Consider the following 13591-nt stretch of genomic DNA (forward strand, 5'->3'; position numbering starts at 1 on the left):
GACCCCTATCCGCGGTGCCGTCGAATCAGGGGGCTCGGCCCTTGCCCCTGTGAAGCCCACCCCTAGGCACCCCGGTTCGGGGGCCGGAGACATCGGCGGACCGGTGATAGGACCCGGCGCGGCACTTCCGGCGCGCAAGTATTCACCGCATTTGCCGCCCACTCGGGCCGCTGGCAGCCATATTCGGCCGAGCATCCTTTCTAACCCTAAGTATAGATGTGTATAACCGTGTCGGGGGCGGCCGGAACGGCAGCTCATTCCACATTTCGCGACCGTCCGGAATCGTCCGGTCACGCGCCTTCCGTTGCCCACCGGCGGACGTCTCGCTAGATTCCGGTGGGTACGAGCGCCCCACGGATCAGTTCATGTGATGCGAATCACATGAAACCGACCCCGCCATCGGAAGAATGATCACCGCAAAGGGAGTTCGTGAGCCTGGTGCAACGGTACGAATCCGCCGTCCTGGAAGAACTCCTCGCCGACTCCCTGCGGGCGCGGAGCGCGGTCGCGATCATCAGCGGGGACGTCGGCACCGGCAAGAGCACCCTGCTGGGCTCCGTCGAGAAGGCGGCCGCCGACTCCGGAGCCGTCTTCCTGCACGCCGTCGCCTCGGCCCTGGAGACCGGCCTGCCCTGGGGCGTGGTCGAGCAGCTCCTGCGCGGCCCGCACGTCCCCGAGGCCGCGGCCGAGCGCGCGACGCGGCTGCTGAACGTCCACGACCTGCCCCTCCTCGTCCGCTTCCGGGGGCTCTGGACCGTGTTCCGGGAACTGACCGAGGACAGGCCGGTCGTGATCGGCGTCGACGACGTCCACCACGCCGACGGGACGTCGCTGCGCTGCCTGCTGTACCTGGTCCGGCGCCTGCGGTCCGCCCGCCTGCTCACGCTGCTCACCGCGCGGCACCACCCGCACCTGGCCGGCGCCCGGCTGCTCGCCGAGTTCCAGCACGAGCCCCACTCCCGGCTCATCGAGCTCGGCCCCCTCTCCCCCGACGGCGTGGCCGCGATGCTCGGCCGCCGCCTGGACGCGAAGTCCGCGCGGAGTCTGGCGCGCACCTTCCACGAGGCGACCGCCGGCAACCCGGCGCTCGTGCGCGCCCTCGTCGACGACTACTTCGCCGGGCCCGAGCCCAGCACCCCCGAGGGCGTCATGGGCGACGCGTTCGGGCGGGCGGTCGCCTCCTTCCTCCTGCGCCACGAGTTCCCCGTCCCGGAGGTCGCCGGGGCGGTCGCCGTCCTCGGCAAGCCGCTCCCGCCGAAGCTGCTCGGCGCGCTGCTCGGCATCGACGAGGAGTCGGCCGCCCGCGCCGTCGCCACGCTGACGTCGGCGCACCTGCTGGACGGCGGACGCTTCCGGCACGGCGCGGCGCGGGCCGCGATCGCCGGCTACCTGCCCGCCGGGGAGCGCGCGACCCTGCACCTGCGGGCGGCCCGGCTGCTGCGCGCCGAGGGCGTCCCGGCGGCGGAGGTGGCCGAGCACATCGTCGCGGGCAACCACGGCGAGGACGCGCCCTGGGCCGTCCCCGTCCTGCAGGAGGCCGCCGTCCAGGCGCTGACCTGCGACGACCTGGAGACGGGCATCCGCTTCCTGCGGGCGGCGCACCAGATGTGCGGCGACGAGCGCCGGCGGGCGGCGATCGCGGCCGTGCTCGCCGACGCCGAATGGCGGATCGACCCCACCATGGTCCGGCGGCGGCTGCCGGAGCTGCGGCTGGCCCTCCGTGAGGACCTGCTGGACGGGCGTTACGCCATCGCCCCCCTCACCTTCCTGCTCTGGCAGGGACGCGTGCCCGAGGCGCTGCGGATGCTCGACGCGAGCGCCCGCGGCGATCCCCGCGGGCCGGACGGCGGGCGGCCCGCCGACGCGGACGTCATCCCCCCGCGGCTCTGGCCGTCCTACCTGTACCCCGAGCTGTCGGTGGTGGAGCCCGAGCCGTCCGGCGTCGGGGCGCCGGACGGGTCCGAGCCGGCCTGGGGCGGCATCGGGCAGGACGCGGCCGCCGCCCTCGTGACCAACCTGGCCCACGGCGCCGTCACCGACGCGCTGGTCTCGGCCGAGCGGCTATTGGAACGCTCCCGCCTGAACCAGCGGACGTTCGTCCCGCTGGGGATCGCGCTGGGAACGCTCACCTACGGCGCTCCGGCGGCGCGGGCGGCGGCCTGGTGCGACTCCCTGCTCGACGAGGCGGCGGCCCGGCGCAGCCCGACCTGGCTCGCGTTCTTCACCGCGCTGCGCGCGCTGCTCCACCTCCGGCAGGGCGAGCTCCCGGCGGCCGAGGAGCGGGCCGGGGCCGCGCTGGACCTGATCCCCGCGGAGGGCTGGGGCGTCGTCATCGGCATCCCGCTCTCGTGCGTGATCCTGGCCAGGACCTTCAGGGGCCGGCAACGGGAGGCCGGGGAACTCCTCGACGTCGCGGTGCCCGAGGCCATGTTCCGGACCCCGATGGGCCAGCACTACCTCTACGCCCGCGCCCAGCACCACCTCGCGGCGAAGCGGTTCCGCGCGGCCCTGGACGACTTCCGCGCCTGCGGCGCGGTACCGGCGCCCCCGGGCTCGGGCGTCGAACCGTGGCGCGCCGGCGCCGCCCAGGCCCTCATCGCGCTGGGCGACCCGGCGGGCGCCAGAAGGCTCGTGGACGAGGCGCTGGCCCTCGCCAACCCGGCCCACGCCAGGATCCGCGGCATGACGCTGCGCGTGAAGGCCGCGACCCACGACCCGCGCGACCGTCCGGCCCTCCTCGACGAGGCGGTGCGGCTCCTCGACGGCTGCGGCGACCGGCTCGAACTCCTGCGCGCCCTCGCCGACCTGGCCGACGTCCACCACCGCCTCGGCGACCCCGACCGCGGACGGCAGCTCGCGCGCAGGGCCGACGTCCTGGCGCGGCAATGCGGTCTCCCCGACCTCCCGTCCGTCCGCGACGGCGAGGAGGACGGCGACGCCCTCCACAGGTTGAGCGACGCCGAACGGCGCGTCGCCGAACTCGCCGCGGCCGGCTACACCAACCGGGAGATCGCCGCAAAGCTCTACATCACCGTGAGCACGGTGGAGCAGCACCTGACGAAGGTCTACCGGAAACTGAACGTGAAACGCCTGACCCTGAAGGACGCCATCCACACGCCTCCCGATCCCTGACCGAGCGGACCGTCCGGCGGCGCGCGCCGCCGGACGGTGCCGCATGGACCCGGCCGGCGCCGACGGTCAGGGCCTGGGCGCCGTTCCGGTCGATGTCGGCCACGGCGTCCGCGGGGTGTCCTGCCTGGCCGTCGCGGTCGTGCGACCGCCCTCGTGTCACTTGGCCGATTGCGGCAACCCAGGGGGCTGTCAGGGGGCTGTCGGGGGGGTCAAGGGGCAAGGACGGGGAGCAGCATCTCGTCCAGGAGCCGGTCCACGTCGGTCGGGGGCGGGGCGATGGTGAGCATCATGAAGACGCGCAGGATCCAGTGCGCCAGCGCGACGGGGTCCTGGCGGCGGATGCCGCCGCCGTCCATCAGATCCTGGTAGAGCGGCGCCATCATGTGCGCGCCCTGCTCGAGCATGGGCCCGACGTGCGAGATGAGCGCGCGGCCGACGAAGTCGGGCTCGTCCCGCAGCACCTTGGCCAGCACCGGGTTGGCCCATGCCTGGCGGAGCAGCGCGCTGAGCGGGCGGATGATCACCTCGGGTCCGTGCGCGCCGGCGAACAGGTCCGGCAGCGTGTCGTAGAAGGCGTGCAGGTCGCGCGACAGCAGCATCCACGCGGCGCTCTCGACGGAGCCGAGCTGCCGGTAGACGGTGCTGCGCGAGACGCCCATCTCGCGGGCGATGTCGCTCATCGAGCAGCGGGACAGGCCGTGCCGGGCAAGGCAGATCGCGGTGGCCTCCAGGAACGGCCGCAGCTGCTCGCCCGGTGGGGGCGGAAGGCGCTCGACGAAACCTGGAGGCGGGGTCGGGACGCTCACGGGCCCAATTATGCCCACCCGGAATCCGTCTCTGGACACTTGCGACATTCTCGTGTCATTGTTGCATCGCTGAAGAGGAGGGTCCGGATGACGACACCTGAAACGCGTACGTCCGCCGTCCCGCCGGCCGGGAACGCGGCGCTCGGTCCGGAGTCGGTGCTCTGGAGGGTCGCCGGAGACCTGCGCGCGGCCATCCCGGGCGGCGCCACCGGGCTGCTGCAGCTGATGTATCCGCCGCTGGGCACCGCCGTCGCGGAGGAATCGGGTTTCTTCGACGACCCGTTCGGCCGGATCTGGCGCTCGGTCCCGCAGATCTGGGCCACCATCTTCGAGCCGGACGGCGCCGAGCGCGGCCGCCGCATCCGCGATCTGCACCTGGACATCAAAGGGGTGGACTCCGCGGGCCGCAGATTCCACGCCCTCGACCCCGAGACGTTCTGGTGGGCGCACGCCACCTTCACCTGGCACATGTTCCGCACCGCCGAACTGTTCTTCCCGGCGCGCGCGCTGACACCGGCCGACCGGGAGCGCCTCTACGCCGAGACCGTCACCTGGTACGAGCGGTACGGCGTGTCGATGCGGCCGGTGCCGCCCGACTACCGCTCCTTCCAGGACGCCTTCGACACCTTCTGCGCCGAACGCCTGGAGATGACCCCGCCCGCCGCGCGGTGCATCGAGATCGCGCGGACGGACGGCATCGGGGCGGTGCCGTTCGTGCCGTCGTTCGCCATCCGGATGGGACGTCCGGTCCTGCGGCGGCTGGGCACCCGCATCGCGATCGGGTGCCTCCCCGCGCCGGTGAGGGAACGGCTCGGCATCGAGTGGAGCGCCGCGGAACAGCGCGGATTCGACCGGATGGCGACCCGGATCCGCATCATGACCCGCCCCCTGCCGCGGCGCGTCAACCAGCGGACGCTGCTGACCTCGATGCGCGTCATCGGGGCGAAGACGCGCGGCGAACGCTACCGTCCCCACCGGACCGAGTGACGGACGGGCCGAACACCAGCCTTGACAGAGAACGACCCGCAACTCCCGGCGGGAACGCTTGTTAAGGAGAATCGCCATGGGCCGGACGCTGCTGATCGCCGACGAGGGCGAGACCGCCGTCCGCATCGCCCGGGCCGCCGCCGAGCTGGGTTGGCGGTCGCTCGCGCTGCGCGAAATGCTCGACGAACGTACTCCCCACGGCGCGTGCCCCGACGCCGGCCTCGTCCTGGAGGCGGCGGCGCGGGCGGACGCCGGCCTCGTCCATCCGGGGCGCGGAGCGCTCAGCCTGGACGCCCGGTTCGCCCGCCGCTGCGCCCGGGCCGACCTGACGCTGATCGGCCCGCCGCCGGACGTCCTGGAGACCATCACCGATCGCGGGCGGATGCGCGCCCTGGCCGGCGCGGTCGGCGTCCCCGTCCCGCCGGGGCCGGCGGACCCCGTCTCGTGGGAGGAGGCCGAGGCGTTCCTGGCCTCGCTGCGGGGGCAGGCCGTCCTGCTGCGTCCGGCGTCCCCACCCGGCAGGACGGGGGCGTGCGTCGTCGAGGACCCGGCCGGTCTGCGCCGCCTCCGCGCACGATGGGCGGCGTCCGGGACGGTCCGGGACGTGTACGTCGAGGAGTTCGTGGAGCGCACCGCGCGGGTCGAGGTCCAGACGGTGGGCGACGGACGGCTGGTCGCCCATCTCTGGGAGCGGCAGCCCCTCCGGCGCGGTTCGGATGCGCCCCGATGGCAGGCGCCCGCCGCCGGCCTGCCCGCCCCCACGCGCTTCCTGCTGCTCGACGCCGCCATGCGGCTGGCCGGCGCGATGCCCTATCGCGGTGTGAGCACCATGACCTTCCTGCTGACCCCCACCAGGCGGTTCTTCCTGACGCGCGTCGACCCGCACCTGCACAGCGGGCACTCCGTCACCGAGCGGCTGGCCGGGCTGGACCTGTTCGCCACGCAGCTGCGGCTCGCGCGCGGGGACACGATCAGGGACCTCGGCCTTGAGGAGCATCTGCGTCCGTCCCTGCCGCTCCCCGGCTAGACGACGGGCTGGACGTGCAGCACCTGCGTGGTACGTCAGTTCCATGCGTCATGCCGTTCTCTTGGTTCGGCGGGGGACGGTCTTGGCGCCGTCGCCCGCGGCGGCGTCCAGTCGCCAGCTGTGCAGTGCCATCAGGTAGTCGAGGGCGCTGGCGGGGTCGTACAGGTCGGGACCGAAGAGCGGCTCCAGCCGGCGGATCCGGTTGCGGACGGTCTGCGGGTGCGTGTGCAGGCGGACGGCGGCGCTGTTGGCGTTGAACCCGCATTCGAAGTAGGCCAGCAGCGTCTCCACGAGCCTGGCCTGCTGGAGCGGGCGGAGGCGCCGCAGCGGGGCGAGCTTGCGGTCGGCGAGGCGGCGGGTCAGTTCCGGGTTCTGGACCAGCAGCAGCGTCGGGATGTGCTCCCGCACGTGCACCGGGCCGCCCGCGGACAGGACGTCGGAGGGGAGGAGGTCCAGCCCCCGGCACGCCAGCCGGAGCGACAGCGCGGCGCGCGTGACCTCGACGGTGGGGCCGACGACGGCGGGGTGGTCGCCGAGCATCGTCTCCAGCACGGCGCGGCGGCCGGCGCCGCCCGGGTCGGGGAAGATCAGGCACGGGACGTCCAGGTGCAGCCCGCTGAGCACGTCCGCGGGCAGGAACCGGGAGGGGGCGGCGGGGCCGCGGCGGCCGCCCACGGCGATCGCGGCGACCGTCCGGGGCAGCGGCCAGCCCGCGCGGGCGGCCGCCTCCCGGAGCTCGCCGGGGTCGGGGGCCGCGCGCAGCAGCAGCTCGACGAGGCGGCGCCGTTCCCGGCCGGCGCCGCCGGCGTCCCGCGCGTCCACCGCGTAATGCCCGGCCGCGGCGGCCTGCCGGAGCCGGTCGCTGTAGGCCAGGCCGGTCCGCAGCAGGGCGCCGCCGCGCCCGGGGCCGAGGTCGACGCCGTGCCGGGCGGCCTCCTCGGTGAGGTGCTCGGCGACGACGCCGATGGTGACCGACAGCAGCGCGCGCAGGTCGTCGGGGCCGCGGCCGCCCGCCGCCTCGGCGCCGCCCAGCTCCCGGAAGGCGCGGAGGGCCTGTGCCGGGGGCTCGCAGGGCGGTTCCGGCGAGCCGAGGAAGGCGGCGAGCGCGACGGCGACGGCCTCGCGGAGGAGGTCGCGGTCGTCCGGTCGCCCCCAGGCGTAGGCGAGGACCTGGGCGCGCGCGGTGTCCGCGGCCTCCGCCGCGATGTCGGGGACCAGCCGGCGCAGTCGCCGGAGCGGCGCGCCACTCGTGCGGGAGCGGGCGAGGGTTTCGTGGCTGGTGGGCATGGTGCGGCCTTCCGGCCGCCCGCGGCCGGCCGGTCGGCGCGTGGCCGGCCGGCCGCGGGAGGCGGCTCTGGGGTGGGGTCAGGGTCAGGGCTTGGCCGGGTCCCAGAGGTCGAAGGCGTTGGCCTGGCCGGCCTTGAACCGGCGGTCATCGTCGTCGTAGAAGCCCTGGAACTCCTTGGGCAGGTACATCTCGAACAGCTTGGCGGGGGTGCCGCCGACGCCGGAGGCGTCCAGGATCGCGTTCGCGGCCTTGCGGCCGGCCTCGTTGGCGCCCTCCATGGTCGCCAGGTTGATGTCGGCGCGGACGTAGTCGGAGGCCAGGAACAGGTTCGGCAGGGCGGTGGTGGCCTCGGGCCGGTGGTTCCACGAGCTGGGCTTGTTGATGAGCAGCGGCTCGTCGTTGGCGACCTGCGGGGTGCCGTTGCCGGTGATGGCGGGGTCGATGAAGTAGGAGTGGATGTTGGCGTCGTTCAGGACGACCGGCCCCCACGGGATCGCCTTGCGCAGCTGCGCGACGACCTCCTTGAAGATCTGCTCGTGGGTGCAGTCGCGGGCGGCCTTGTTGTACAGGATGCCGGGCTGGTCCCAGGCGGACAGGTCGATCGACAGGCACTCGTTGACGTCGCCCTTGCCGTACGTGGTGCCGAACTTGTTCTTCCAGAACTGGGCCTGGCTGATGGAGGTCAGCGCCCACGGCTGCCCGGCGTAGGCGACGTGGCCCTTGGCGAGGTTGATCGGCTGGCGCAGGTAGATCATGATCCCGTTCATCCAGTCGGTCGTCAGCTCGCGCAGCGACCGCAGGGACGGGTCGACGGCCAGGATGTCGTCGTTGAGCAGCGGGACCGCCCGCTCCACCGGCACGGCCAGCACGTAGTGGTCGGCCTCGACGGTGGTGGTGCCGTTCGCTCCGGTGACCTGGGCCCCGCTGATCTTCCTGTCGGTGACGGTGAGGCCGGTGAGGGTGGCGTCGGGCTGGAACACCACGCCGAGCGACTTGAGGTAGGTGATCCAGGGGTCGATCAGCGCCTCGTTGGTCGGGGCGTTGAGCAGCCGGTCGGGGGCCTTGTAGCCGCCCAGGCCGAGCGTGCTGTAGACCCACGCCTCGGCCATCTTGCCCATGGTGTGGGCGTTGGCCTTGTCGGGCTTGGCGGCGACCAGGGTGCCGGTGAACATCTGCACCAGCAGTTCCTGGTACTGCTTGGACATCTTGTCCGAGTGGACGAACTGGGCGAAGCTCATGTCCTCCCACTGCTTGTACCTGCGCAGCGGACCGCTGGTGACGAACGCGATCATCTTCTGCAGGAAGTAGCCGACCTCCCACGCGGGGACGGTGCCCAGCACGTTGAGCCCGGTGGCGAGGAACGTCAGCAGCGAGTCGGGGCTGAGGGTGCCCTCGATGGTGCCGCGGGCGGGCAGCACCAGCTTGGTGCCGTTGTAGAACGCGGCGACCTCGGTCCCGGCGGTGAGGTTGCCGGCGGCGTTGCCGCCGCCCGGCAGCGGGATGCGGGACATGGTGTCGGGGAGGTTCTGGTAGAAGCCGGGGAAGAACCGGAACCCGTGCTCGGCGGGGAGGTCCCGCCGCCCCGTGCCCGCGGTGTCGGGGACGGGCATGCTGCGACATTTGCCGCCCCACGCCTTGCGTTCGTAGATGGTGACCTGGAACCCGCGCTCGGCCAGCTCGTGCGCGGTGGACAGGCCGCCCATCCCGCCGCCGAAGATCGCCACGCGGCGTCCCGCCGCGGCCCGGCCGGTGCGCGGAGCGCGCCGCGCGGACGGGGTCGCGGCCGAGGCGGTCCCCTGGCCCAGCGCCCCGGCCGCGGCGACCGCACCGGCCGCCGTCAGCGCACCCGTCACGAACTGGCGGCGGCCGACCCCGCCCGGCGTCCTTGCGGTCCCGTCCTGCTCAGCCTCGCCCTGCCCGGTCTGCGATGGAGTCTTGTCGTCCTGCACGGCGCACTCCTTGGAGGGGTGGTGCTAACCGACACTGATGTCGGTTGCGAGTGGGACCCCACTATGGAGACGCCGGGCGCGGGCCGTCAAGACCCTTTTTGCGCCGAATTTCGCTTCTCTGAGGGGTTTCTGGCGCGGCCATCTTGACGTTCACCCTCCGGACCAGCCACTCTAACCGACATGAATGTCGGTAACGGGAGAGATCGGGCGGTCTCGATCGCCATCGTCGGAAGCGGGTTCAGCGGGATCGGCCTGGCCATCGCCCTGAAGAAGGCCGGCTTCACCGACCTCACCATCTACGAGAAGGCCGACGGGCCCGGCGGGGTCTGGCGCGACAACACCTATCCGGGCGCCGCCTGCGACGCCCCGTCCCACCTGTACTCCTACTCCTTCGAGCCCAAGCCCGACTGGACGCGCCGGTTCGCCGAGCAGCCCGAGATCCTCGACTACCTCCGGCACTGCGCCGCCAAGTACGGGCTGACCCCGCACCTCCGCCTCCGCACCCACGTCACCGACGCCGACTACGACCCCGCGACCGGCCGGTGGCGCGTCCACACCGCCGACGGCGGGACGGCCGAGTACGACCTGCTCGTCGCCGCGTGCGGGCAGCTGTCCAACCCGGCCGTCCCGGCGCTGCCCGGCCAGGACCGCTTCACCGGGACCGCGTTCCACTCCGCGCGCTGGCGCCACGACCACGACCTGGAGGGCAAGCGCGTCGCCGTCGTCGGCAACGGCGCGAGCGCCATCCAGTTCGTCCCGCTCATCGCGCCCACCGTGGAGCGCCTGACGGTCTTCCAGATCGAGGTGCACTGGATCAGCCGCAAACCCGACCGCGTCTACCCCCGCTGGCGGCACGCCCTCAACCGCCGGGCGCCGATCGCGCAGCGGCTGTCCAGGCTGGGGATCTTCCTGTGGTTCGAGCTGCTGCTCAACCCGGCCCTGGTCTCCCCGCACGGCCGCCGGCTGCTGTCGGCGCACATCCGCGCCATGTGCCGGTTCGCGCTCCTGTCCGTCCGCGACCGCGGCCTCCGCGCCCGGCTGACGCCCCGCTACGAGCCCGGCTGCAAGCGCATCCTCACCTCAAGCGAGTACTACGGCGCCCTCAACCGGCCCAACGTGCACGTCGTCGACAGCCCCATAGCCGAGATCACCCCGTACGGCGCCCGCACCGCCGACGGGGACCACCACACCTTCGACACCATCATCTGGGCCACCGGATTCCGCTCCCAGGACTTCGTCGCCCCCATGCGCGTGACCGGCTCGCACGGCACCGAGCTCAACGCCGCCTGGAAGGACGGGGCCCGCGCCTACCTCGGCCTCGCCGTCAACGGCTTCCCCAACTTCTTCCTCATGTACGGGCCCAACACCAACGTCGGGTCCGGCTCCATCGTCCACATGCTCGAAAGCCAGGCCGCCTACATCGTCCAGGCCGCGCGGCTCCTCGCGAAGGGCGCCACCTCCCTGGACGTCCGCGCCGACGTCCTCGACCGCTTCGACGAGCACGCCCAGCGGCGGCTGAGCACCTCCGTCTGGAACCAGGGCGGCTGCGACAGCTGGTACCTCGACGGCGACCGCCGCAACACCAACAACTGGCCCGGCTCCATGACCGGCTACCGCCGCCTCACCCGCCGCCTCGACCCCGCCGACTACCACCTCGAACACCCCGAGCCCCGGAAGCACGCCTGACCCCTCGGACACTGGCGAAAGGAACCCCATGGCCGGCCTCGGCACCAGCGAGATCCTCATCATCCTCCTCGTCGTCCTGCTCCTGTTCGGCTCGGCCAAGCTCCCGCAGCTGGCCCGCTCGCTGGGCAAGTCCGCCCGCATCCTCAGGAGCGAGACGCAGGCCCTCCACGACGAGGCGCCGGACGAGCCCGTCCGCCCCAGGCCCCTGACCGCCGACCGCGGCGACGTCCGCTCGGCGAGGTAGGGGTTGGAAGACCGCATGTCCATCCTGGCTGACCGGCATCCCTACGACTACTACTACCGGGAGGGCATGGAACTCCGGCCCGGACCCGAGAGCGCGCGACCCTCGGACCTCTGGCTGACCAAACCCCACATCGAGCAGTTCTCCCCTTGGGTCCCCGTCGCGGCGACGCCGGCGGGGACACCGCTGACCCGGCTCTTCGACGACCACCGCTGGCAGGGCGACGAGTTGATGGACGCCGTCGTCGCGGCCTTCAAGAAGACGGGGATGGCGCGCGGACGCGCGATGTTCGACCGGGCGCTCGACCGTGGGATCGACACTGTCGCCGATCCCCCGCCCGCGCTGGTGGACCTCTTCCGGCAGCTGGACGACCCGCCGGAGTGGTTCGACGCCCGCAGGTGGGAGCGCGGACGCCGGCTGTGGATCAACTCGTCCCTCGCCGGCAAGGCGACGATGATGCTCAGCGACGCCATGGGCACGTTCGTCGGCGCGGAGGTCTCCTCGGCGACCGGTCAGACCCGCAGGTTCCTCGCCGACTTCCGCCGCCGCGAGCTGGAGACGGTCGCCTGGTTCTACGGCGTCACCCGCCCCGGCGGAGCCGACCGCCGCTCCCCCGCCTTCAAGAGCATCGTCCGGGTGCGGCTGATGCACGCGCAGGCGCGGCTCGCGCTCCGCCGCATCTGGGGCGAGGAGCACTTCGCCCGGCACGGCAACCCCATCTCCAACGCCATGACCATGGGCGCCGCGGTCACCTTCGGGCTGCTGCCGCCGCTGTTCGACCACGCCCACGGAAGACGGATCTCTCCGGCCGACCTGGACGACGTCATGCTGTACTGGTCCTCCATCGCCCATCTGATGGGCGTGGCCGACGAGCTCATCCCGCGCGACGCCACCGACGCCCTGCGGATGGCCCACCACATGATCCTCACCGCCGGCGGCCCGACCGACTGGACCGCCGTCACGGTCAACGCCGCCTGCGAGCGGGTCCTCAGCCGCAGCCCGGTGCGGCGCCGGCTCCAGCTCCACGCGGCGGCCCCGGTGCTCGGCCTGATCTCCGCCCTCACCGGCGAATCCCTCGTCCGCGCCCTGCTGGGGGCGTCACCGCTGGCGGCGGTCCGGCTCCAGCCGTGGCAGCGCATCGCCGAACGCCTCGTCCACCTCAACGTCCTCCTGCGCAGGGCCGGTGACCGGTTGCCCTTCACCGAACGACGCATGCGGCGGCGGGCACGCGACGGGGACGGATGGCAGCGGGCCGGTCTCGCGCTGGTGACCCGGCTCGCCGCCCGGTCGGGGGTGTCCGGCACGCCCTACGACCACCACGACACCAGCGTGGCGTGACCTAGTCGTCCTTCGTCCCGAGGCCGGTCCACAGCAGCCGCATCGCGCCCTCCACCAGCGCCGACCTGGGCATCTCGGGGAAGCGTTCCCACCACTGCGCCACGCCGTCCAGCCCCGTGATGATCAGCTCGACCATCGCCTCGGCGATCGGCTCGCCGGGCGCCACCCCGACCATGCGGATGTCGTCGGCCAGCAGGGCCGTCACCGTGTGCGTGCGCGACTCGCGGATGCCCTGCCGGACGACGCGGATCTCCGGGTCGTCCTCGTCGGCGCGGTCGAACAGCAGGCGGCGGGCCTCGGGACGGCTCTCGGCGAAGCTGAAGTAGGCGTCGATGGTCGAGCGCATCCGGTCCTCGGCGGAGCCGGCGCCGGCGATCCGGGCACCCACGTGCTCGATCAGCGCCGCGTTCTCCTCCTGCATGACCGCCAGCAGCAGCACCCGCTTGGACGGGAAGTGGTCGTACAGCACCGTCCGCGCCACCCCGGCCGCCGCCGCGATCTCCCCCAGCGAGGTGCCGTGGTAGCCCTTCTCCGCGAACACCTTCAGGGCCGCGGCCATGATCAGCGCCTTGCGGACCGGCGCCCGGAGCCGCGGCTTGGGGACGCGGTTCGCCATGGCGGCAGGCCTTTCTGTCGAAGCCGCGGGGACGCGGCGGGACGGATGCGCCGGGAATGACATTCTTTCACGTCGAGATACCCGGCACCGCCGCCCGCTTGCCCGCCTGCCAGTCGTTGCGTCCCTGTGATGGCGTCCCCGTGGTGGCGTCCCCGTGGTGGCGTCCCCGTGGTGGCGTCCCCGTGGTGGCGTCCCCGTGGTGGCGTCCCCGTGGTGGCGTGGCCCGCGTCAGAAGGGGCAGCCGGTGCCCGGGGCGGCCCGGTAGACGGTGTGGTCGCGCGCCACCCGCTGGCCGGGCCGCAGCGCGTAGTCATAGGGCGTGCTGGTGACGCAGTAGGTGAGGCCGGTGTTGTTCGTGGCCTCGTAGACCCGCGCGCCGCCCGCGAAGTAGGCCCCCTGCCCCTCGGCGATCCGCACGATCCGTCCGCCCGCGGCCGTCTCCTGGAAGCAGACGAAGCCGGTCGGGCACGCCAGCCGCGCCTGGGCGGCGCCGGCCGTCACCGCGCCGCCCGCGAGCTGGC

Annotated in this window: 11 protein-coding genes; 6 read left to right on the forward strand and 5 right to left on the reverse strand. The window is 73.2% G+C overall.

The window, feature by feature from the left end; all coding sequences use genetic code 11:
• Positions 1 to 429: 429 nt before the first annotated feature.
• A complete protein-coding gene (locus tag SM611_RS04740) occupies positions 430 to 3132 on the forward strand; it encodes a LuxR C-terminal-related transcriptional regulator (RefSeq protein ID WP_371947567.1) in 2703 nt (900 codons plus the stop codon).
• Positions 3133 to 3341: 209 nt separating this feature from the next.
• On the opposite strand, the gene SM611_RS04745 is transcribed toward SM611_RS04740, so the two are convergent.
• On the reverse strand, positions 3342 to 3938 hold the full coding sequence (locus SM611_RS04745) for a TetR/AcrR family transcriptional regulator (protein WP_371947568.1): 597 nt from the start codon (positions 3936 to 3938) through the stop codon (positions 3342 to 3344).
• A gap of 87 nt (positions 3939 to 4025) precedes the next feature.
• On the opposite strand from SM611_RS04745, the gene SM611_RS04750 reads away from it, so the two are divergent.
• Together SM611_RS04750 and SM611_RS04755 are read left to right on the forward strand one after the other, a co-directional pair.
• Entirely contained in the window at positions 4026 to 4925 is a 900-nt protein-coding gene (locus SM611_RS04750; RefSeq protein ID WP_371947569.1) for an oxygenase MpaB family protein, read from the forward strand.
• Between the two features lie 76 nt (positions 4926 to 5001).
• A complete protein-coding gene (locus SM611_RS04755; RefSeq protein ID WP_371947570.1) occupies positions 5002 to 5952 on the forward strand; it encodes an ATP-binding protein in 951 nt (316 codons plus the stop codon).
• Between the two features lie 48 nt (positions 5953 to 6000).
• Here the strand turns inward: SM611_RS04755 and SM611_RS04760 are convergent, their stop codons facing one another.
• Positions 6001 to 7239 carry a PucR family transcriptional regulator gene (locus SM611_RS04760; RefSeq protein ID WP_371947571.1) on the reverse strand — a complete coding sequence of 413 codons (1239 nt, stop codon included), beginning with the start codon at positions 7237 to 7239 and terminating at the stop codon, positions 6001 to 6003.
• Positions 7240 to 7323: 84 nt separating this feature from the next.
• Positions 7324 to 9189 carry a hydroxysqualene dehydroxylase gene (locus tag SM611_RS04765; RefSeq protein WP_371947572.1) on the reverse strand — a complete coding sequence of 622 codons (1866 nt, stop codon included), beginning with the start codon at positions 9187 to 9189 and terminating at the stop codon, positions 7324 to 7326.
• 180 nt (positions 9190 to 9369) lie between these two features.
• On the opposite strand from SM611_RS04765, the gene SM611_RS04770 reads away from it, so the two are divergent.
• Genes SM611_RS04770 through SM611_RS04780 form a run of 3 tightly spaced genes read left to right on the forward strand, consistent with a single transcriptional unit; the run spans position 9370 to position 12454 of the window.
• Entirely contained in the window at positions 9370 to 10875 is a 1506-nt protein-coding gene (locus SM611_RS04770) for a flavin-containing monooxygenase (protein WP_371947573.1), read from the forward strand.
• Between the two features lie 28 nt (positions 10876 to 10903).
• Positions 10904 to 11119, forward strand: coding sequence for a twin-arginine translocase TatA/TatE family subunit (gene tatA, locus SM611_RS04775; RefSeq protein WP_371947574.1), 216 nt, complete (start codon positions 10904 to 10906; stop codon positions 11117 to 11119).
• Positions 11120 to 11134: 15 nt separating this feature from the next.
• Positions 11135 to 12454 carry an oxygenase MpaB family protein gene (locus SM611_RS04780; protein WP_371947575.1) on the forward strand — a complete coding sequence of 440 codons (1320 nt, stop codon included), beginning with the start codon at positions 11135 to 11137 and terminating at the stop codon, positions 12452 to 12454.
• Position 12455: 1 nt separating this feature from the next.
• Here the strand turns inward: SM611_RS04780 and SM611_RS04785 are convergent, their stop codons facing one another.
• A complete protein-coding gene (locus tag SM611_RS04785; protein ID WP_371947576.1) occupies positions 12456 to 13070 on the reverse strand; it encodes a TetR/AcrR family transcriptional regulator in 615 nt (204 codons plus the stop codon).
• A 228-nt stretch (positions 13071 to 13298) separates the two neighbouring features.
• Positions 13299 to 13571: a hypothetical protein gene (locus SM611_RS04790; RefSeq protein ID WP_371947577.1), complete on the reverse strand. Its 273-nt coding sequence runs from the start codon at positions 13569 to 13571 to the stop codon at positions 13299 to 13301.
• Positions 13572 to 13591: the final 20 nt, after the last annotated feature.

It is taken from the genome of Actinomadura monticuli (genome assembly GCF_041463655.1).
Classification (GTDB): Bacteria; Actinomycetota; Actinomycetes; order Streptosporangiales; family Streptosporangiaceae; genus Spirillospora; species Spirillospora monticuli.